Genomic DNA, 21656 nt, shown 5'->3' on the forward strand with positions numbered 1-21656 from the left:
CAAAAACAGCATGATCATCCGACCCAAGGTCAATCAGTTCGCCATCCTGTTCACCCTCAAGGGCTCGATTGCCAAACGCATCGCCCTGCGCACCCTGATGGTCACGTTACTGGCGTCGGCCATTGTGCTGGTGGAAATCCTTCATCCGAGCAACTTCACCAAGGTCAACGCCACGCCGTTCACCCTGCTTGGCCTGTCGCTGTCGATCTTCATGAACTTTCGCAACAATGCCTGCTACGACCGCTGGTACGAGGCGCGCAAGGCCTGGGGTGAAGTGATCGTGCATGTGCGATCGGTGATTCGCGAAACACACGTCATCCGCGAATCGGCGCAACGTCGGTTATTGCTGCTGAATCTCTGCGGCTTTGCTCATGCCCTGAACGCACGGTTGCGCCGGGAAAACGAAGCCGCCGCCAGCGCCGAGTGGATCACCCCGCAACACGACGCACAGGTGCCGGACTACAGCGGCCGCATCCTGCAAACCGTCGGCCAGCAGTGTTCCGACCTGCACGAGGCGGGGGATCTCAGTGAATGGCGCTACATGCTGCTGGCCAATCACCTGACCAGCCTGACCCAGGCCCAAGCGGTGTGCGAGCGGATCAAGAACACGCCGCTGCCCTTCCCTTACACCCTGCTGCTGCACCGCACGATCTACCTGTTCTGCATCTTGCTGCCGTTCGCCATGGCCGAACCGCTGGGCTGGCTGACGCCGCTGTTCACCGCGATTGTCAGCTACACGTTCTTTGGTCTGGATGCGATTGCCGATGAGCTGGAAGACCCGTTCGGCCGGGATGAAAATGACCTGCCGACCGATGCACTGGTGCGCGGGATCGAGCGGGATATTCTGGCGGAACTCGGGGTCGAGCCTTTGCCACCGGCACTCAAGCCTGTCGACTATGTCCTCAGCTGACGGAACTCCTATCCTGTGGGAGCGAGCTTGCTCGCGAAGAGGCCGGTAGGCTCCACAATCGATGTCGGCTAAACGGGCGCATTCGCGAGCAAGCTCGCTCCCACAGTGATTGTGGTTAATCCAGATGCGCCCAGGTCATGCGGAACGACGCCCCGCCCCACGGTGAATCGCCAACCTCGACCCGGCCACCATGGGATTGCGATACCCGTCGCACCAATGCCAGGCCGAGACCGAAACCGCCGGTGCGGCGGTCGCGGCTGGCATCCAGGCGCGAGAACGGTTCGAAAATCTTCTCCCGACCGGCCAGCGGCACACCCGGACCGTCGTCGTTGACCTGCACTTCGTATTGATCGCCGATACGCACCAGCGACACCTCGACCCGTTGCTCGGCATAACGAATGGCGTTACGCAGCAGATTGATCACCGCCCGCGCCATGAAGCGCGGCTCGATCCGCACCTCGTCGACCCGGCATTCGCCGATCAGCAGTTGCACGCCGGCAGCCTCGGCTTCCAGGGCCACGCTCCCGACCACACTGTCGAGCCAGTTGGCGGCCTGAATGTTCTCCCGGGTGATGACCGTCGCGCCGCGTTCGAGGCTGGCGTAGGTCAGCAGTTCGGAGACCATTTCTTCCAGTTCGCCAAGGTCGGCGTACATGTCGGCGATCAGTTCGCGGTTCTGGCTGGCGTCCGGTTGTTGCTTGAGCTGGTCGAGTTCGAACGACAGCCGGGCAATCGGCGTGCGCAGTTCGTGGGACACGGCGTTGGTCAGTTCACGCTGATTGGCGATCAGGCCTTCGATGCGCGCCGCCATCAGGTTGAAGTGTTCGGCCAGATCGCGAATGTTCGAGCGTTTTGAAAGCTGGATACGTGCGGAGAGGTCATTGTCGCCGAATCGCTCGGCGGCCAGGCGCAATTTTTCCAGATCACGCCAGTGCGGGCGCACCCAGAAGTACAGGACGATCCCGAGCAGCACGGCCAGCATCATGTAAGCCGCCGAAATGTAGAACGGCATCAGGCTCGGCTCTGGCGGCAACTTGATGCTGAGCAGTTGCGAGCCGCCGTCGATGTTGCTGATGAACTGGGTGTAGTCGTGGCGTATCACCAGCAGCCCTTGGGCCAGTTCGGCTTTTTCCTCCTCGCTGAGGTTCAGTTGATCGGCCTCGACCAGACTCAGCGTCAACCCGTAGTGCGGGCGCAGCGCGTCCAGTTGCGCCTCGCGCGCCGCGCCTTTCTGGTCGCGCATGTGCTCGATCAGCGACCAGGCCTGGCCACGTACCGCCTCGCGGTTGTAGGCCTGCATCTGGTTGTCGAGCAGCGCGTTGAAAGTGTGTTCGACGGTTTGCAGCGCCGCCACCAGCCCGACGGTCATCACCAGAAACAGCCCGAGAAATAACCGCAGCATCTACAACTCCCACGCAAACGGATTGAACAGATAGCCCTTGCCCCACACGGTCTTGATGCACACCGGTTCGCGGGGATTGTCCTTGAGTTTGTTGCGCAACTTGCTGATGTACACGTCGACGCTGCGATTGAGGCCGTCGAAGGCGATGCCGCGCATGCGGTTGAGAATGTCATCGCGCGACAGGATGTTGCCGGCGGCACTGGCCAGCAGCCACAGCAGTTCGAATTCCATGGTGGTCAGCTCGATCAGTTCGCCGGCCAGACGCACTTCGCGGCAGCTGCGGTCGATGTGCAACTGACCGAACTCCAGGGAGCTGACCACGCCGCTGTCAGGCACTTGCCGGCGTTGCAGCGCCCGCAGACGCGCGAGCAGCACTGGTGGCTTGATCGGTTTGATCACGTAATCGTCGGCCCCGGACTCCAGGCCCAGAATGTGGTCGAGATCGTCTTCCTTGGCCGTCAGGATGACAATCGGCGTGTCCGACACGCTGCGGATTTCCCGGCACACGTGCAGGCCGCTCTGCCCCGGCAACATCAGGTCGAGCACCACGACTTTGGGCTTGAATTCAAGAAACGCGGCCACGGCCAGATCGCCGCGATGCACCGTGCGCACCTCGTAGCCGTGTTGTTCGAGAAAGTGGGCGATCAGCGCGGCCAGCCGCTCATCGTCTTCCACCAGCAGGACTCTGCCAAAACCCAGGTTATCCATAACGACCGTCGCCAACCCTCAGTGAAGTGGGCGACATTATGGCGGCATTCGCAGGCAAGACGATTATCGCGGGCAGCAAAAACCGGCCACTTGGGCCGGTTTTCGTTGATGTTTCATGCTCTTAAGAGTTTTTAACAATTCATGCCGCGACGGGTACGCCGCTGTGGAAACGGAATTCCTCGTCCGGGGACTCGATCAGGTCCTGCTCGGCGGCGCGGACTTTCTCAATCACTTGAGCGATGTCCTTGGCGTCACCGTACTGGTAGGCCAGTTTCAGGTAACCCTGGAAATGCCGGGCCTCGCTTTTCAACAGGCCGAAGTAGAACTTGCCGAGTTCTTCGTCCAGATGCGGCACCAGCGCTTCGAACCGCTCGCAACTGCGGGCTTCGATGAACGCGCCGACCACCAGAGTGTCGACCAGTTTCACCGGTTCGTGGCTGCGCACCACTTTGCGCAGGCTCGAGGCATAACGGCCGGCGTGGAGCTGGCGCAGTTCGATCTTGCGCCGCTTCATGATGCGCATCACCTGTTCGTGGTGCACCAGTTCTTCCCGGGCCAGACGCGACATCATGTTGATCAGATCGACATGGGAATGGTACTTGGCGATCAGGCTCAACGCGGTGCTGGCGGCCTTGAACTCGCAGTTCTTGTGGTCGATCAGCAGGGTTTCCTGATCGGCCAGCGCGGCCTGGACCCAGGCGTCTGGCGTGCGGCAGCCAAGGAATTCGTGGATTTCGGGAAGGATCATGGGGCTCACGGTCAAAGGTGTTCGAGCGAAGGGCGCCGATTATACCGGCCTGCCCGCAGACCACCAGCGCCAGCCCTTGATATGCATCAAGTCGCGGACGGATGCGCAGCAACTATAGTTGTGCAACGCCGTGCCTTTTCATTGCTGGAGACTCACTCATGCAAGCCATTCGCAGCATTCTGGTGGTCATCGAACCCGAACACGCGGAAAGCCTGGCGCTCAAGCGCGCCAAGCTGATCGCCGGGGTGACCCAGGCCCATCTGCACCTGCTGGTCTGCGACAAGAAGCACGATCACGCCGGCATGCTCAGCGTGCTCAAGGCCGCGCTGCTGGCGGACGGCTACAGCGTCACCACCGAACAGGCGTGGAACGAGAGCCTGCACGAAACCATCATCGACGTGCAGCAGGCCGAAGGTTGCGGGCTGGTAATCAAGCAGCATTTCCCCGACAGTTCGCTGAAAAAAGCCCTGCTGACGCCGGCGGACTGGAAACTGCTGCGCCACTGCCCGACCCCGGTGCTGCTGGTGAAAACCTCGGCCTCCTGGAAAGACCGGGTGATTCTGGCCGCGGTCGATGTGGGCAATGCCGATGGCGAACACCGCCACCTGCACACCACTATCATCGACCACGGTTATGACATCGCCAGTCTGGCCAAAGGGCATCTGCACGTGATTACCGCCCATCCGTCACCGATGCTCTCGGCCGCCGACCCGACTTTCCAGCTCAAGGAAACCATCGAGGCGCGCTATCGCGAGCAATGCAGGGCGTTCCAGGCTGAATTCGATGTCGATGACGAACATCTGCATGTCGAGGAAGGCCCGGCGGATGTGCTGATTCCGTTCATGGCGCACAAGCTGCAGGCCGCAGTGACCGTGATCGGCACCGTGGCGCGGACCGGGTTGTCAGGGGCGCTGATCGGCAATACCGCCGAAGTGGTGCTGGATGCGCTGGAGAGTGATGTGCTGGTGCTCAAGCCGCAGGAGGTTGAAGACCATTTGGTGGAGTTGGCGGTGAAGCATTAAGCACTGTTGTCATCCTGTGGCGAGGACACTCGCCACAGGTAACGCTTACTCGCCCAGCGCATCCTTCAGGAAACCGGGTGCGATGTAGCGCTGATAGTGCGCTTCCGACAGCAGGAAAAATTCCCGATCAATGGCATCGCGCAGTTCCGGCAGGTTCCAGTCGCGAAACTCCGGCAGCAATACCATCCCGTAGGCTTCCAGATTAATGATCACCCGCGCGCCCCGGGCGATCAGCTGGTACGCCCAGCAATATTCCGACTGATGCGGCACGAAGCGGATCTTGCGCTGTTCCAGCTGCTGGCGCAGCCGCGCCGGATCGAAGACCTCGACCTTGCTCGCCATCACTTGTGACAGCAATTGCTCAAGACGCAGCCACACCGCGCGCTTTTCCTCCTCGTTGTAACCGTTCCAGTGGATCACTTCGTGGTGGAAACGCTTGCAGCCACGGCACACCAGATCACCGTAAACAGTGGAGCAGAGGCCGACGCAGGGGGTCTTGATGGTCTGATTGGGCATAAATGGGCAGAACACTTGAAACGCGGAACAGGTCGGCATGTTAGCCCTTTGTCCGGCATTCATCACCCCTCAAACGTCAGGGGCAAGCGCTGGATCGGGGTTTGGCCTGCCGGCGCACAACGCCACCAAAGTCCAATAGAGCCCGACTTACCTTTAAATTTTTTTTGCCGTAGAATCAGCCAGCCTTTTTAGGCGCCAATGTCCGTTAGAAGCTGTTTTCAAAGCGTCACGAGCACAGTCGTTCCTTCAGAGCGGTGTTGGCGAAGGGTTTTTCCAGCGGGGAAAAGCCCAACGCCAACCCTCATCAGCTCCCCGTTCTGCAGGCGTAAAACTTTGAAAGCAGCTTCTGTAAGGAATTGCCGGTAATTCTGGCCGAACGACCCACAACGTCGTGAGGAGCATGAGTACGGCAATTTCGGGATGAGCGTCCCGGACACCCATTTGGGACCACTGATGAGGGTAATAACTGTGCTTGAAGCCTACCGCAAACATATCGAAGAGCGTGCAGCACTGGGTATCGTTCCCCAGCCGCTTAACGCCGAACAAACTGCAGGCCTGGTCGAGCTGCTGAAGAATCCTCCGGCTGGCGAAGAAGCTTTCCTCGTTGACCTGATCACCAATCGCGTACCACCAGGAGTGGACGAAGCCGCCTACGTCAAGGCCGGTTTCCTCTCCGCACTGGCCAAGGGCGAAGTCTCCTCCCCTCTGCTGGACAAGAAACGCGCTGTAGAACTGCTCGGCACCATGCAGGGCGGCTACAACATCGTGACCCTGGTCGAACTGCTGGACAACGCCGAGCTGGCGCCAGTGGCCGCCGAAGAACTCAAGCACACCCTGCTGATGTTCGATGCCTTCCACGACGTGGCTGAAAAAGCCAAGAACGGCAACGTTCACGCCAAGGCCGTGCTGCAATCCTGGGCTGACGGCGAGTGGTTCAAGAAGCGCCCTGTGCTGGCCGACAAGATCAGCCTGCGCGTCTTCAAGGTGACCGGCGAAACCAACACCGACGACCTGTCCCCTGCTCCAGACGCCTGGTCGCGTCCCGACATCCCGCTGCACGCCCTGGCCATGCTGAAAATGGCCCGTGACGGCATCGTTCCGGACGAGCAAGGCAAGACCGGCCCGATGAAGCAGATCGAAGAAATGCGCGGCCAGGGCTTCCCTATCGCCTACGTCGGTGACGTGGTCGGTACCGGTTCCTCGCGTAAATCCGCGACCAACTCGGTCCTGTGGTTCTTCGGCGACGACATCCCTTACGTGCCGAACAAGCGCGGCGGCGGCTTCTGCTTCGGCAGCAAGATCGCTCCGATCTTCTACAACACCATGGAAGATGCCGGCGCACTGCCTATCGAGTTCGACGTATCGAACATGAACATGGGCGACGTGATCGACCTGTACCCGCACGCCGGCAAAGTCTGCAAGCACGGTACCGACGAAGTCATCACCACCTTCGAAATGAAGACCCCGGTCCTGCTGGACGAAGTCCGCGCCGGCGGCCGTATCCCGCTGATCATCGGCCGTGGCCTGACCGAGAAGGCTCGCGCCGAACTGGGTCTGCCAGCGTTCGACCTGTTCAAGAAACCTGAAGCACCGGCCGAAAGCACCAAGGGTTACACCCTGGCGCAGAAAATGGTCGGCAAGGCCTGCGGTCTGGCAGAAGGCAAAGGCATCCGTCCTGGCACCTACTGCGAACCGAAGATGACCACCGTAGGTTCTCAGGACACCACCGGTCCAATGACCCGTGACGAACTGAAAGACCTGGCGTGCCTGGGCTTCTCCGCTGATCTGGTGATGCAGTCCTTCTGCCACACCGCGGCTTATCCAAAGCCGATCGACGTGACCACCCACCACACCCTGCCTGACTTCATCATGACCCGCGGCGGCGTTTCCCTGCGTCCGGGCGACGGCATCATCCACTCGTGGCTGAACCGCATGCTGCTGCCGGACACCGTAGGTACCGGTGGTGACTCGCACACCCGTTTCCCGATGGGCATCTCGTTCCCGGCCGGTTCCGGTCTGGTCGCGTTCGCCGCAGCCACCGGCGTCATGCCGCTGGACATGCCGGAATCGATCCTGGTGCGCTTCAAAGGCAAGATGAAACCTGGCATCACCCTGCGTGACCTGGTTCATGCCATTCCTTACTTCGCCATCCAGAACGGTCTGCTGACCGTCGAGAAGAAAGGCAAGAAAAACGCCTTCTCCGGCCGCATCCTGGAAATCGAAGGCCTGGAAGGTCTGACCCTGGAACAGGCTTTCGAACTGTCCGACGCCTCGGCCGAACGTTCGGCTGCCGGTTGCACCATCAAGCTGTCGAAAGAGTCGATCACCGAGTACCTGCAGTCCAACATCACCCTGCTGCGCTGGATGATCGGCGAAGGCTACGGCGATGCGCGTACCCTGGAACGTCGTGCTCAAGCGATGGAAGCCTGGATCGCCAACCCGCAACTGATGGAAGCCGATGCCGACGCCGAATACGCCGAAGTCATCGAAATCGATCTGGCCGACATCAGCGAGCCTGTACTGTGCGCGCCGAACGACCCGGACGACGCCCGTCTGCTGTCCAGCGTTGCTGGCGAGAAGATCGACGAAGTGTTCATCGGTTCGTGCATGACCAACATCGGTCACTTCCGCGCTGCCGGTAAACTGCTGGATCAGGTCAAGGGTCAGCTGCCAACCCGTCTGTGGCTGTCGCCGCCGACCAAGATGGACGCTCACCAACTGACCGAAGAAGGCTACTACGGCATCTACGGCAAGGCCGGCGCACGCATGGAAATGCCAGGCTGCTCGCTGTGCATGGGTAACCAGGCACGCGTTGAGCCGAACAGCACCGTGGTGTCGACGTCGACCCGTAACTTCCCGAACCGTCTGGGCGACGGCGCGAACGTCTACCTGGCTTCGGCTGAGCTTGCGTCCGTGGCTTCGATCCTGGGTCGCCTGCCGACCGTCGAGGAGTACATGGAATACGCTGGCAAGATCGACAGCATGGCGGCCGATGTTTACCGCTACCTGTCCTTCGACCAGATTGCCGAGTTCCGTGAAGCTGCTGCGAACGCCAAGATCCCGGTCGTTCAAGCCTGACGCTGCAACGCAATGAAAAACGCCGCCCATCGCGAGATGAGCGGCGTTTTTTTATGCCTGCGGAAACTCATGCATTGAGCTTGAGTGCCTGCTGAACCGCCTCGTCCACACTCAAACCGCTCAACAGCACCTGCTCGCGTTCCAGCGCCGGCAATTGCGCCAGCACGGTCTGCGCTTCATGCTTGAGACGGGCCAGAATCAACAGTTTGTCCTCGGCCCGCACCTGCAGGAAGAACGCTTCCAGCGCCTCGATGCTGGTGCCATCCAGGTCCGGTGATTCTTCCAGACTCAGGATGATCGTGTGCACCGCCGCCGGCGCATGCCGAGCCAGCCGCAGCGCGCCGCCGAGAATCCGTTCCACGTTGGCGAAAAACAGTGCCTCACTCGGCCGCACGATCAGCACACCAGGGATTTCCCGGGCATCCGGATGGCGCTGCACGTCGACGTAATCGTGACCGCCGCCCATTTGCCCCAGCACCTGAATATCCGCCGAGGACATCTGCTTGAGCATCAGCACCACGCTGATCGCTACTGCCAGCAGCAAACCATCGAGCACGCCGAGCACCAGCACCGCCGCCACCGCGCAAATCACCAACAGGCGATCGCGGCGCCAGATGAAGTAGCGACCCAGCGGTTGCAGGCTCAGCGCTCGTCCCAGCGCATGAATCACAATCGCGGCCAGCACCGGTTCCGGGGTCAGGGCGATGTAAGGCAGCACCGTCAAAACGATCAGCAACACCACTGCCGCTGCGACAACACCCGCCAATCGCGATGTAGCGCCCGCCGCTTCATTGGCCGAAGTTGCCGAATACCCGGCGCCGGCGGGCATGCCATGAAACAGCCCCGACAGCAGATTCGACGCGCCAAGGGCCAGCAGATCGCGATTCGAGGACACACGGTCGCCATGCTTCAGGGCAAACGAGCTGATCGAGCCATAGGACTCGGCGTACAGAATCATCACCATGGCGAATGCCAGTTCACCGAGGCGCAGCCAGTCGGCAAACGGCATGTTCGGCAACTGCGGCATCTCCAGCGCCAGGTCGATAACCCCGATCAGCTTCACACCGTGGGCCGGCAGGTTCAGCCATTGGCTGGCGGCAATGCCCAATGCGACAACAATCAAGCCACCCGGCACCCGGCGAAAACGGGCGCAGACCATCAGTACCAGCAACGCCACCAGCGCTACTCCGGCGCCCGCAAGGTTCCATTTTGGCCACTGCTCCAACAACTGCGGCAGAAAGCGAACCAGGTTGCTCTCAGTCAGGTGGACATCGACGACACTCGCCACCTGCTTGAGGATGATCGTCACCGCCAATCCCAGTGCAAAGCCACGCAACACCGGTTTGGCGATAAAGGATGTCACGCTGCCAAGCTTGAACAACCCCGCCAGCAGAAACAGCACCCCGGTCATCATCACCAGGCCGACCGCCAGGCTCAGGCGCAAGGCCGGATCGCCGCCAGCCAGCGAAGCCGTTGCAGCCGCCAGCACCGCCGCCGAGGACGACGTGGCCGAGACCACAGCAAAGCGGCTGGTGCCCATCAACGCGTAACACAGCAGCCCGGCGAACAACGCAATCACCCCGGCCTGGGGTGGCAGCGCGGCAATGCTGGAATATGCCACCGCCTCGGGCAGTAACAGGCCGGCAATCGACAACCCGGCCAGCAGGTCCTGGCTACGACTTTGCACTTCGGGGCGTGAAGCGGTACTCAGAGGTTCAGTTGACAATCGGACCCACCCACCCTGGCAGATACCGAGCTTCCTGACTGCGGGCCAGATTCATGGCTTTGGTCTGCAATTTGGGACTGAGGTCACTGATCTGATCACTGGCGATGCGGCTGCGAAAGAAGTCCGCCCAGAGAAACTCGCTGTAGGGCGTCGCGTCCTTGGCGTAGCCACCGGCCCGGCGCAAGCGTCCGGCGAGGCTGCGATAAGGGTCGTCCTGCAGATCGGCGATGGACTTGGGAATGGCTTCAAAGGTACGCCGGACACCGCGCCCATCGTAGGGGTGCGCCCACTGGTTGAAGTTCATCACGTTTCAGAAGGTCACCGTGTCGACAAACGAAAGGTCCTTGAGCACCAGCAGGGAGGCCTTCTTGACCTCTTCCTCGATCAGCGCCAGACCAAAGTGATGGTGATCGACGATGTAATAGACGCCTTCAGGCCCGAGCACACTGGGGAACCAGTGATTGTCCAGCGCAGCCGCCCGCTCCTTGCGTTTGAGTTTTTTCCATTCCTGGCGCTTGTCGGCGACTTCGGCGAGGCCGACCGTAAGCTGAGTGGGATGGAGTTTTTCCAGTTTGGCGCTGATCAATTGGGGTCGTGCACGGGGCATGTGGCATCTCCGGGGAAAAGTGCCTTTCAAGCGTAGCCGTTTATGCCTTGGGATGCGTGCCCTGGATCAGGCACTGAGGGGTCTTGCAAAAGCGGGAGCGAATTGCTCGCCCCCGTTTGGAGCTGCTGGCCTGGAATCAGGCGGCCAGCGAGTAGATCAACGCCGAAATTGCCACCAGGCCTACGGCGGTAACAAACACGTTCGACGCCTGGCCACGATAGCGCGCCATTGCCGGCACTTTGCGGATCGCGTACATCGGCATCAGGAACAGGATCGCCGCGATGACCGGGCCACCGATGGTTTCGATCATGCCCAGGATGCTCGGGTTCAGGGTCGCCACGATCCAGCACACCACCAGCATGAACGCCGCAACGATGCGATCCAGAGCCTTGGCGCCCGGGCGCTTGCCGCTCTTCACGATCAAGCCTTTGAGACCTTCGCTGGCGCCGATGTAGTGGCCGAGGAACGACTTGGAGATGGCCACGAACGCAATCAACGGCGCGGCGAACGCGATGGTCGGGTTGCTGAAGTGGTTGGCCAGGTACGACAGGATCGACAGGTTTTGCGCCTTGGCTTCAGCCAGTTGCTCCGGCGACAGGGTCAGTACGCAGCTGAAGACAAAGAACAGCACCATCACCACCATCAGCAGGTGGGCACGGCACAGGATCTGCGAGCTGCGCTCGTCGGCATGAACGCCGTAACGACGCTTCTGGTCCACCGCGAACGCCGAGATGATCGGCGAGTGGTTGAACGAGAACACCATCACCGGAATCGCCAGCCACAGCGTGTGCAGCAGCGCCGACGGCGCCGGCACCTGCGAAGCGGTGCTCAGGATGCCGCCGTTCCAGTGCGGAATCAGGTACACCGCCAGGAACAGCAGCGCGACGATGAATGGATACACCATCAGGCTCATCGCCTTGACGATCACTTGTTCACCGCAACGAACAACAGCCAGCAGGCCGAGGATCAGCACGAACGACAGCAGCGCGCGCGGTGGCGGCGTGATGTGCAGTTGGTGTTCGAGGAAACTGGCGACGGTGTTGGTCAGGCCAACGCTGTAGATCAGCAGGATCGGGAAGATTGCGAAGAAGTACAGCAAGGTGATCAGCGCACCGGCCTTGATGCCGAAATGCTGCTCCACCACCTCGGTGATGTCAGCGCCTTCGCGACCGGAGAGCACGAAGCGGGTGAGACCGCGGTGTGCGAAGAAAGTCATCGGGAATGCCAGCAGCGCGAGGATCACCAGCGGCCAGAAGCCACCCAGACCTGCGTTGATCGGCAAAAACAGGGTACCGGCGCCGATGGCCGTCCCGAACAGTCCCAACATCCAGGTAGTGTCATGGCGATTCCAGCTCGACAATTGGGCTGGTGCTGCCGTTTCAAAGCGTTGTTCGACGCTATTGGCCTGATCATTCATCCGGTCGGATCTCCGCATTCCGGTCACTTGCCACTCGGTCAGGACGCGTCGGAAAAAACCGACAGACATGCTCCGGCCGAAACAGGGGCGCGATTCTCCGCGATAAATGAGCGGAAGCAAAGACTTAGCTGAGGAATGGTTGTGCGGAGCAGATTGGAGGATTGTCGTTTTCGGGAAAAACCCTGTCGTAGACAGATACGTAAAATGTCGTTTTATGGCATGTTCCGACACAGAATGCCGCCTGTTACATCTGGTCAGATCGATCGGGCCAATATGAAGCCAAGTGACATGCAGAAGATGCCGAAGCCAAATAACCCCAACATCGGAAGCATTTCACCTTTATGTTTGATGCGCATTCTTTCGACCCACTCATCGTGCTCTCGCTCTGAGCGTTCCATTCTGGCCTTGCGGTCATAGGTACTCATGTTGATCCTCCTTTGGGTCTCTTGAGCCTGACTGTTTTGAAATGCGAACACTTAAAATTTGAAAAAAAAATCCTGCTAATGCAGTGAATGCGGTCACCACCCCACCCAATATCGCGACTGGATACAAGTTCGCCTCCCACCTCAGCTTTTTTTCCTCCGCCAGCAGCTTTTGTCTTTCAGCCACAAGTTTTCGTGATTCATTCTCCAGCCTTTCGAGTTCCAGATTTTCCCGATCGTTCTTGAGCATTCGCCTTCCCTGGCTAATGGCAATCCCCATTCAGGTTGCTGCCCCATCCTGAAGAGCGCATCCCGTCTTGCCTGCATGATTTCGCGTTTCTCACCTGCCGGATAGCGGATAAATCCATCAGCACCCGTAGGCTGCTTCCGTAACTTTTGCAGTACGGCACCTACATCGCCGAACGATTTTAAACAGCCTCAACCAATGGAATTTTTCAGCTATACCCAATGGCGAACCGACTGACAGCCCCTTCCAGTCCCCTGCCCCATGGAGCCCGCTCATGCCCCTCGTCCGCGTCGAACTCAAGAAACGCCCCGACCCGACCTTCGCCAAACGCGTCGGCGAGCAGATCTACGCCGCCATGCGCAGCACGATCAATGTGCCGGAGCACGACAACTTCCAGATCCTGGCCGAGCACGACGGCGAGCATTTCGTCTTCGATCCGCAATACCTGGGGATCCAGCGCAGCGACCAGTTGGTGATCATCCAGATCACCCTCAATGAGGGCCGAACGCTGGAGCAGAAAAAGGCGCTCTACCAGACCATCGCCCAGAACCTGAACATGCACCTGTCGATCCGCCTGGAGGATGTGTTCATCAATCTGGTCGAGGTGAAAAAAGAAAACTGGTCGTTCGGCAACGGCATCGCCCAGTACGCCAGTTGAAGCACCTGCTCGCGATCCGCCGGCGCAGCGTCCGCGAGTTGTTCGGCACCGCCGACATCGCCTTCTGACGAAGCGCCAGCGCACTCCCCGCATCAGCTCCTACACTGGCTGGTGCGGGGCAATGTCGGCCATTGCCAAACCGCTCTGCAATCAGCACTCTGACACGACTTTCGCGACCGACCCGCCGACGATCACAGGAGCCGAGCAATGCCCGCCACCGTTCTGGTACTGGTTGAAACCATCAATGACTATCTGCCCATTCTTGAACGACAGGGCTTTCACCTGATTCTTGCCCCGACGCCCGCCGAACGCGCCCAGGCCATTGCCACTCACGGTGCTCGTATCGACGCGGTGCTGACCCGTGGCCCACTGGGGTTGTACGCCGAAGAAATCGCCGCGTTGCCCGCGCTGAAAATCATCTGCGTGATCGGCGCCGGCTACGAACAAGTGGACCTGCAAGCCGCCAGCAACCGGGGCCTGACCGTCACCAACGGTGCCGGCGTCAACGCGTCGTCGGTGGCCGACCATGCCATGGCATTGCTGCTGGCGCTGGTACGCGACATTCCACGCTGCGATGCCGCGGTGCGCCGTGGCGAATGGCCGAAGATCATGCGCCCGTCCCTGGCGGGCAAGCGGCTGGGGATTCTCGGCCTCGGCGCAGTGGGCATGGCCATCGCCAAACGCGCGAATCTGGGTTTCGACATGGAGATCAGCTACCACAACCGCCAGGTCCGCAACGACGTGCCCCACACCTTCTGCTCGACCCCGACCGAACTGGCGCGGGCCTCGGATTTTCTGGTGGTGTCGACGCCCGGCGGCATCGGCAGCCAGCATCTGGTGACCCGCCCCGTGCTGGACGCGCTGGGGCCCAAAGGCTTCATCGTCAATATCGCCCGCGCCAGTGTCATCGCCACGGCGGACCTGATCACGGCACTTGAGCAACGGCGAATTGCCGGCGCCGCACTCGACGTGTTCGACCACGAACCACGGGTTCCGGACGCACTGAAAACCCTGAGCAATGTGATCCTCACCCCGCACGTCGCCGGGCTGTCACCGGAAGCCACTCAAGGCACCGTGGAACTGGTGGGGAAAAACCTGGTGGCGTTCTTTTCCGGGGAGCCAGTGCTGACACCGCTGACACTGCCGCCGAAGCAGAACAACCAGCGCGTGCACTAAAGTACGCCGAGCAACGTCCACAGCCGTCGCGATTCGGCGTCGGCCGAGATCAGCTCGCCGAGCAGTTCGCTTAACGGCTTGTTGCCCCATTCCACCCCGCGCCGGATCAAGTACGGCACGGGGCTGTGGGGTTCGGTGCGGGCCAGGTATTCGGCGATCAGCAGCAATTGTCGATAGGCCTCTTCACGGCTCGCCGGCTCACGAAAGACCTGCGCCGCCACGGCGGCTTCCTCGACCGGTTGCGCCTCCACCACGGGGGCTTCGACGGGTGCGACCGGCGCCGGTTTTTGTGGGTGCATGGCGATGAACTCCTGAACCAGTTTCAGCAGCGCTTGAATGATGTCCTGCAAGGGCTGCAGACCCGGCCCCTGATCACCGAGGTACGTATCGCTCCAGGCGTTCAGACGTTGCAGGTGCTGCTGGCTCAGCAGCAGATTGCCCTGTTGGCGCAGCCAGAACGCCAGCGGCGTGGCGCGTACCTGTTCGCTGAGTTTCTTCTGTTCATTGCGTGCGGTCTCCGCTGAAGCCTTGGCATTCTTGCTGTCATTGACCTGCACCTGCTGCACCTGCAAACGGCGCCAGGTTTCCAGGTTGCAGGCCTCGAAATCGCTGTTATGCGAGCCGAACAGCGGCACTCGGGTCAGCAGTACTTCACTGTACCGACGCACCAGCCACTCCAGCGGAATCACCCGCCATGACTGATCACCCTCCTCGGCCTGCGGATGCAGTTGTTCGGGATAGCGCTCACATAATCCGGCGATCAGCGCCAGGCTGCCGGGCAATCCGTCCAGCCCTTGAAGATGCAGCCAGGCCTCGCCGAGCCAGGCGCTGAGCATCAGGTCCTTGCTGCGCTCGATCAGCAGCGTGGTGGTGAGTGTTTCCACCGCCGGCCAGTTCGCCTGTTTCAACGTCGATTGCCAGACCCCGGTCGGCAGGCTCGCATCGTCTTCACGGCGCAGGTCGCGCAATTGATCGAACTCGCGTTCGTAACGCAGATCCGCACCACAAGGCGCATCGGTACTGATCGGTGCGAGCAACTGATCGATCAGGTCGGGCAAGGTTGCAGATGGCAGGCTCACAGGCCCTCCTCGCGGGATTCAATGGCGGCGGTGGTGCCGGTTACCTGGAACGGCGAACGCGGCGCCCGGGTCGGCAACGGTGGAATCGACAGCGGCAGTTTCGAACCCTGGCTCATCAACGACAGCCGCACGAACATCCGGGTGAATTCGCTGGTGACACTGTCATTGAGCGCAGTGACCGGCAGGCGCAACGTCAGGGGAAAATCCGTGTAATCCATGCTCGGCTGCCGCTGCACCGAGAAATGCGCGCGCATCAGCCGCAGCAACGACCATGGCCCGCCATACTCCCAACCGGCCTCCAGGTCCCGCACCACCAGGTTCGGTTGCAGCGGATCGTTGACCGGGCGTTCGCGCCCGTTGCGCGCCCAGCGCAGGGTCAGGCGGATCGGCTGGCCGACCATCCAGCGCAGGTTCGGCTGCTCGGCGGCGGGATAGTTGATTTGCTGACTGCCGGCCAGCAAGCCCCCGGCGATCACCTGATCGGCGCCGCGTTCATCATCACGATCAGTGCGCCAGCGAACGTCCATCTCGACACCGAGAATGCCGCTCTTGTCGCGCACGAACAGCGGGGTCAGCCACAGGCTTGCCTGCTTCAAACGGTTGAGAAAATCCTCTGCCGCCAGCCGCTCCGGAGTCTGGCTCAGCACCAGTCCGGCCTGGGCCACCGGCAGACGCTTGTCGATGATTTCCAGAAAATGCTGTACCCGCGCCGGGTCCGCATCCTGTGCCTGCAATCCGTTGGCAAACGGAAAACGATCGGCCAGGTACTGATTGAAATAGTTGGCCAGTTCATTCCATGCCGCCGCAGCCTGCTGTTGTTGCAGGTACTGGCAACGCTGCATGGCCGACTGTTGCAACTCCACCGCACGCATCGCCAGAGTGCCGCGACCACCCGCCAGATTGGCGGTCTGCAACACCTGCACGCAGGAGCCGGTGTCCATCTCGATGAAATCACGGCTGACCAGTTGCTCGATCTGCGCCGGCGAACTGGCCGGGTTCGAGTCCTTGTATTTGAGCAGTTCATCGTTGAGTGCGCTGAACTGGGTCACCCGTTCGTAATCCAGCGCCGACAGATTGCCCTGCTGGGTCATCAACCACTGCAATGCCGAGGTGCGCCGCTCGGTGATGCCAAGCATGGTGTTGAATTGCTGCTTGAGGCTCAGTTTCAAATCCTGCACATCGCTGGCGCCGTACAGTTGCAGGCCGAGGTTTTTCGAGCCGTCCCACTGACTGATTTCAGCCCGGCCACCGAACAGCGGTTGCGCGGTGATTTCATCCAGACCGTTGACGATCTGCGCCATGGCCCTGCGGTTCAACGCACCTTGCAGACGCGCCGCCAGATCACTGCGATGGACTTCGACAAACGCCTTCTGCAAAGCCATCGCCTGCTCGGCCTGCACATTGAACACCGCGTAGGGATGCGTCTGGTCGTTGTGATCCTTCAGGCTCAGCCACATGGCCTGCGCCGCCGCGCCTTCTGCCGCTTGCAGCAGCGCCTCGCGATAAACCGGCGGAATGCGCGGCAGTTCTTCGGCGACGTAGCTCTTGTAGCTGGTGAAGTAGTTGAGTGAGGTATTGAGGTCGTCGCCATCGACGGTCTGGCCTTGCAGGTTGACGTTGTCTTCAGTGGCGCGCATGGCGATGGACACGAAGTCGCGCTTGAACAGCGCCTGCACCGCGTTATTGAGTTTCACCACCTGATCCTGCAACGCCAGTTGCCCGCTGCCCTGTTGCACCAGCAAGTTGCCGCGCGAACCGATCTGGGCGATCCACTGGTCACGGAAACTCTGCTGCAACTTGCCCGCCTGGGCGTCGAGTTGCTGCTCGACCGCAGGCCCGAGTAGCGTGCTCTTGCGCACCTTGTCGAGAAATTCACGGTAGCCCGGCACCAGCTCCTGACCCTTGCCGCGGCTCCAGGTCGAGTTGGTCAGGGCAACCGCGACTTGCAGGTCGTCGATCAGCGCGCGCAGGTCTTCCAGTTCGCTGAGGCTGTTGCCACTCCCGGCCTCGAGCTGCTCCAGATGCAACTTGAGGTAGCCGGCCTTGCTGACAAAGTTGTCGGCCAGGAAATACTGATCGAGCCAGCGCTCCATCAGTCCATTGAAATTGCTGACGATCAACGGCCGCTCGACACTCAAGTCCAGCGCCTGTAAATCACCGCTGTCCCCCGCCGCCAGCAGCCGGTTGTAGTAAGCAGCGTGAGGCACCGTCGCCGCGTTGAGATTGAGCGACAGCGCGTTGTTGCTCAGTTGCACCAGATCGTCCAGCGGTACTCGCTGATTGTTCTGCACCTCGGCGAACAACTGGTTCTGTTGCTCCAGGCGCAGCGCCCGGTCCACCAGGTCCGTGGCTTTCTGGTAGTTCTGCCACTGGGCCGGGTCTTCGCTTTCGACGCTGTTGCGCCGATCCGTCGCGCGGATCGCCTTGAGCTTCGCCAGCTCCGCCACCAGCAATTCATGCAGCGGCTGGATCATATGACGCTGGGCGGCCTGGAACACCGCCCGTTCGATCTTCACATCGACAGAAGAAACCCACGATGAAGGAAACGCCAGCGACACGTAGTGCCAGTGCGGGGCCTTTTCCAGCACCCGCCAGAAGCTCTGCACGTTGCGCCGGGTCGGCTCGACGCGGTGGGCGTCATCGGTGACTGCGACGTAACTCTTCTGCGCGCCCTGCATCAGCCGCGCCAGTTCATGGGCATCCTTGACCGACTGGTTCCACACCCAGAACATCGCCAGCGCCCAGACGACCCCGACCACCAGCGCCACGCCGGCCGTCAACCGTTGCCAACGCTGACGCAAGCGCAACAGACGCGGCACCCCCTGTGCCAGCCCCCGCTCGCCCACCAGACGCTGGCGCCACAATTGCCGCATGAACACGCTGCGCTGCAGGCCACTGTCATCGGCGCTGAAGCCGTCCAGTGCGTCGTCGGCCGGTTGATTGGCGCTGAAATACACACCGCGAAAACACGGTGCCTCGCCCTGCGCGTTGCCCTGGAACACCGGTTCCAGCACGTTCTGCAGACCCCGTCGCAGCGTTTCGAGACGCTCGGGCAAGGCATACAGATCCGAGGTCAACTGCCCGGACAACGTACCGAGTTCAATCACCGCTTCGGCGACGGCGCGGTGCAGGCGATCCAGCGCCTGATCACTCCATTGACCCTGCCACACCGCATCCCGCGCAAACGGCGATGACCAGCCCAGGGTGCGTTCGCGCGCCTCATCCGGCAGCGCACTGATGAGGTCCTGAAATCCCGGCAGTTCCTCAAGACCGGTGACGATCACGTACACCGGCACACTCAGGCCAAAGCGCTGCAGCAGGTCGATGAAGCGTCGGCGCGCCGCAAGCCCCAGCTGCGTCGCCTGCTCCAGATTGCCCAGGCGACTGACCGGCACGGTCCAGATCACCCCGTCGAGCGGACGCTTGCTGCGCAGGCGCAGGATCAGCCCGAGCAATCGCCACCAGCCACCCCGTTGCAAATGCATGCCGTCTTCCGGCAGAAACAGGCCTTGGGGTACAACCAGCACCGCACCCTCGGGGTCCGACCACCAACGGCCGAACCAGGCCGGTTTGTCGGTGGGTTGCAGGCGCCATTCGGTCACCAGTTGCGTGCCCTGGACCTCATCACCGAGCATCAGCAGCCATGGCAACTGATAGCGATCGTGAGTGCCCTGTTCTTGCTCCATGTGCCGCACCGCAAGATAAAAACTGCGGATCGCCGCACCGCTTCGAGTACGCAGCCACCACACCGCCACCCCGACGATCACCAGCAGCAACAGCACCGCCACCACCCACGCGACGATCGTCAAGGTACTCATGAGTCTTGCTCCGGCGCCGCCATCGAGTCGGTGGTTTGCAGCACCGGCTCCAGTTCGGAACGAATGTCACTCCACAAGAACTGGCCGACCCCGGTCAGCAACAGCGCCATCGCCAGAATCCCCAGCGCCAGACGAAAGCCGTCCGGCAACGCCGTGCGCACTGGCAGTTGCAGTGGCGCGGCCAGCGACGGTTGCACCAGGCGCTGGCTGACATCGTCGTAACTGGCTTCGTCCTGCCAGGCAAAGGTAAACAGCGCCAGCCGCCACTTCTCCAGTTGCGCCTGGCTATGCTCGCCGCGCAGGCGCCCGTGGAAACCGAGAATCAGGCATTGCAGGTAAACGTTGGCGAGATCGCGGGTGGTGGGTTGCTGCTCATCGAGAAGAGTCTGGATCGCAGCCGGCAACTGCTCCCCCGCCTGCCGGCTGGAGTAGAGGCGCGATTCCAGGGGTTTTTCCTGCCAGGCGCTCTGGCCCGGCCATGGGCTGAACAGCAGCGTTTCATCGACCAGCGCAACGAAGGCGTACACCAGCGCCTTGACCTGTTCGGTCGCCGAGTCGCCGACCCGCGAAAACGCCGTGCGCCATAGCCGTTGTGAAGCCTGGGTGGACAGCTCGACCACGGTTTCGACCAGCGCCGCATCGTCCTCGATGTCCTTGGGCAACTGCGTCCAGTCCAGTTGCCATTGCTGCCACGTCTGACGGAACGCGCTGCTCAACGGTGCGTCCTGCAACCCAAGGCTTGCGGCACTTCCTTGCGACATACGGCGTTCCTTGTGTGATCAGGCACTTTCACTGTTCTGGGCGACAAACAGCACCACTTGCCACGGGCTGCTGGTCAGCCGGGTGGCCGGTGCGGCGATCACCAGCGGCAATTGCGCGTCGAACCAGTTGCCTTCGGCCGTCACCACAAACAGTCGGGTGTCGTCGCCGACGCTGTAGGCCACTTGTTCGCTGCGATTCATGGCCTGGTGCGTCAGGCCGCTCATGCGCTGGCGGCTGAGCAAGGCGATGTGTGGCGCCGAGGCGATGATCGCGCCGCGCAGCCACTCGCCGGCCGCCTGTTCGCTGGCGCCGTTGGGCATGCGCAGGCCGATGACCAGCCGCTGGCTCGGCTGTTCGTCCGGCAACTGAATGGAGAAACTGTGCTCACTGCGTTCGAAAGCGATGCTGCGGTAACCTGCGCGGATCAGTTCCAGCGTGGTTTCCAGCCAATCGAGCAGCGGTTCGTATCCACGCTGCAACTCGAAAAAATCCAGCGGCGCAAACGACGGCACACCCGCCAGCGGATCCAGCGCCGACCACGCGCCGGCCAGCCCCAGCAGTTGCACATACAAAGCCTGCGGATGAGCGATGCGGCTGTTCAGCGAGCCTTCGACTTCCGGCAATCGCGTCCATAACGCGGTCAGTTGGCGGCGAATCTCCAGCGCATCGTCCTGATTGCCCGACTGTTGTGCCTGACGCAGACGCCCGCCGAGAAACAGGCATTTCTCCCGGGCCCGCGCACAGAGCCCGGCAATCCGCCTGCCCAGCGGCGATTCCGGCAACAGGACCGGCGTCGGCGGTGTATACGGCAACGGCAGGAAACCGCCGCCCTCCCTGCGGATTTTCAGCAGCGGCAGGCAGATCGAGTCCGCCTTGTTGAGTTGCGTGCACAGACGCGGGTTGGGTCGCCACACGGTAATCGATTCGGGGAATTCGCCGCTGGTGAGATCGGGCAGCGCCTCGCCGACCACCGACTGCAAACGGCCCTTGAGCGGCAGCAATTGACCGGCGCGCCACAAAGGGCTGATTGCCAGGTACACGGTGACAGTCGCATCGTCGGTTTCGTTGATCGACGGGCCGACATCCAGCTCCACCAATGGCCCGACACCCGCCTGCAGATTGACCGGCAAACCATCGGGCATCGTCCCCTGCAAGGACATCACCCGCACCACCCCGGCACTCATCGCCGAAGGGTCGAACTCCATGTGACTGACCCCGAAGAACCACGGGTTGCACGCCTGGGCCAGATGCGCGCCGAGCGCTTCGGCCCGCAGGCCCTGCAACTGAAAATGCTGTGGCAGCAATTGCATGCCTTCATGCCAGCAGACCGCGTCAGGTAGCAGACTCATACGACTCCCTT

17 protein-coding genes and 1 pseudogene are annotated in these 21656 nt (G+C 61.4%); 5 read left to right on the forward strand and 13 right to left on the reverse strand.

From position 1 onward, the window contains the following. The first annotated feature begins 10 nt into the window (after positions 1-10). Complete coding sequence (locus CAG02_RS24410) at positions 11-910, forward strand: bestrophin family protein (RefSeq protein WP_085711473.1); 900 nt, start codon at positions 11-13, stop codon at positions 908-910. Between the two features lie 115 nt (positions 911-1025). Here the strand turns inward: CAG02_RS24410 and CAG02_RS24415 are convergent, their stop codons facing one another. From CAG02_RS24415 to CAG02_RS24425, 3 genes are all read right to left on the reverse strand, one after another. Beyond that, positions 1026-2312, reverse strand: coding sequence for an ATP-binding protein (locus tag CAG02_RS24415; RefSeq protein ID WP_085711474.1), 1287 nt, complete (start codon positions 2310-2312; stop codon positions 1026-1028). Continuing rightward, the gene (locus CAG02_RS24420) at positions 2313-3020 is read right to left on the reverse strand and encodes a response regulator (RefSeq protein ID WP_085711475.1); all 708 of its coding nucleotides are present in this window, start codon (positions 3018-3020) and stop codon (positions 2313-2315) included. Between the two features lie 139 nt (positions 3021-3159). After that, positions 3160-3768, reverse strand: a complete 609-nt coding sequence (locus tag CAG02_RS24425) for a tRNA-(ms[2]io[6]A)-hydroxylase (protein ID WP_085610660.1) — start codon at positions 3766-3768, stop codon at positions 3160-3162. Between the two features lie 158 nt (positions 3769-3926). Here CAG02_RS24425 and CAG02_RS24430 point away from each other — a divergent pair, with 158 nt between their 5' ends. Continuing rightward, positions 3927-4790 carry a universal stress protein gene (locus tag CAG02_RS24430; protein WP_085711476.1) on the forward strand — a complete coding sequence of 288 codons (864 nt, stop codon included), beginning with the start codon at positions 3927-3929 and terminating at the stop codon, positions 4788-4790. A 45-nt stretch (positions 4791-4835) separates the two neighbouring features. Here CAG02_RS24430 and CAG02_RS24435 read toward each other — a convergent pair whose 3' ends face one another. Further along, on the reverse strand, positions 4836-5306 hold the full coding sequence (locus tag CAG02_RS24435) for a DUF1289 domain-containing protein (RefSeq protein WP_085711613.1): 471 nt from the start codon (positions 5304-5306) through the stop codon (positions 4836-4838). A gap of 468 nt (positions 5307-5774) precedes the next feature. Here CAG02_RS24435 and acnB point away from each other — a divergent pair, with 468 nt between their 5' ends. Next, the gene (acnB, locus tag CAG02_RS24440; protein WP_085711477.1) at positions 5775-8384 is read left to right on the forward strand and encodes a bifunctional aconitate hydratase 2/2-methylisocitrate dehydratase; all 2610 of its coding nucleotides are present in this window, start codon (positions 5775-5777) and stop codon (positions 8382-8384) included. A 67-nt stretch (positions 8385-8451) separates the two neighbouring features. Here the strand turns inward: acnB and CAG02_RS24445 are convergent, their stop codons facing one another. The 5 genes and pseudogenes from CAG02_RS24445 to CAG02_RS24460 all read right to left on the reverse strand — a co-directional run bounded on the left by CAG02_RS24445 (position 8452) and on the right by CAG02_RS24460 (position 12806). After that, positions 8452-10110: a SulP family inorganic anion transporter gene (locus tag CAG02_RS24445; protein WP_085711478.1), complete on the reverse strand. Its 1659-nt coding sequence runs from the start codon at positions 10108-10110 to the stop codon at positions 8452-8454. Then, positions 10100-10717 (reverse strand): annotated as a pseudogene (locus CAG02_RS24450) (ParB-like protein). The gene CAG02_RS24445 and the pseudogene CAG02_RS24450 overlap by 11 nt, the downstream one beginning before the upstream one ends. 136 nt (positions 10718-10853) lie before the next feature. Next, a complete protein-coding gene (locus tag CAG02_RS24455) occupies positions 10854-12134 on the reverse strand; it encodes an HAAAP family serine/threonine permease (RefSeq protein WP_085711479.1) in 1281 nt (426 codons plus the stop codon). Positions 12135-12388: 254 nt separating this feature from the next. After that, positions 12389-12559 (reverse strand): hypothetical protein, encoded by a 171-nt coding sequence (locus CAG02_RS29870; protein WP_167748742.1) that lies wholly within the window; start codon positions 12557-12559, stop codon positions 12389-12391. Next, positions 12546-12806: a hypothetical protein gene (locus tag CAG02_RS24460; RefSeq protein ID WP_371856515.1), complete on the reverse strand. Its 261-nt coding sequence runs from the start codon at positions 12804-12806 to the stop codon at positions 12546-12548. Before CAG02_RS24460 ends, CAG02_RS29870 begins: the two co-directional genes overlap by 14 nt. 271 nt (positions 12807-13077) lie before the next feature. Between CAG02_RS24460 and CAG02_RS24465 the strand changes: the two genes are divergently transcribed. Both CAG02_RS24465 and CAG02_RS24470 read left to right on the forward strand, forming a co-directional pair. After that, entirely contained in the window at positions 13078-13461 is a 384-nt protein-coding gene (locus CAG02_RS24465) for a tautomerase family protein (RefSeq protein WP_085711480.1), read from the forward strand. A gap of 207 nt (positions 13462-13668) precedes the next feature. After that, a complete protein-coding gene (locus CAG02_RS24470) occupies positions 13669-14637 on the forward strand; it encodes a 2-hydroxyacid dehydrogenase (protein ID WP_085711481.1) in 969 nt (322 codons plus the stop codon). Here CAG02_RS24470 and tssA read toward each other — a convergent pair. Genes tssA through tssK form a run of 4 tightly spaced genes read right to left on the reverse strand, consistent with a single transcriptional unit; the run spans position 14634 to position 21645 of the window. Then, positions 14634-15716: a type VI secretion system protein TssA gene (gene tssA, locus CAG02_RS24475; RefSeq protein WP_085711482.1), complete on the reverse strand. Its 1083-nt coding sequence runs from the start codon at positions 15714-15716 to the stop codon at positions 14634-14636. The genes CAG02_RS24470 and tssA overlap by 4 nt on opposite strands. Then, on the reverse strand, positions 15713-19534 hold the full coding sequence (locus tag CAG02_RS24480) for a type VI secretion protein IcmF/TssM N-terminal domain-containing protein (RefSeq protein ID WP_085711483.1): 3822 nt from the start codon (positions 19532-19534) through the stop codon (positions 15713-15715). The genes tssA and CAG02_RS24480 overlap by 4 nt, the downstream gene beginning before the upstream one ends. Beyond that, positions 19531-20295, reverse strand: coding sequence for a DotU/TssL family secretion system protein (locus CAG02_RS24485; RefSeq protein WP_085711484.1), 765 nt, complete (start codon positions 20293-20295; stop codon positions 19531-19533). Before CAG02_RS24485 ends, CAG02_RS24480 begins: the two co-directional genes overlap by 4 nt. A gap of 18 nt (positions 20296-20313) precedes the next feature. Then, positions 20314-21645 carry a type VI secretion system baseplate subunit TssK gene (gene tssK, locus CAG02_RS24490; protein WP_085711485.1) on the reverse strand — a complete coding sequence of 444 codons (1332 nt, stop codon included), beginning with the start codon at positions 21643-21645 and terminating at the stop codon, positions 20314-20316. Positions 21646-21656 lie beyond the last annotated feature (11 nt).

This window comes from Pseudomonas sp. R43(2017) (assembly GCF_002112345.1).
Lineage (GTDB): Bacteria > Pseudomonadota > Gammaproteobacteria > Pseudomonadales > Pseudomonadaceae > Aquipseudomonas > Aquipseudomonas kribbensis.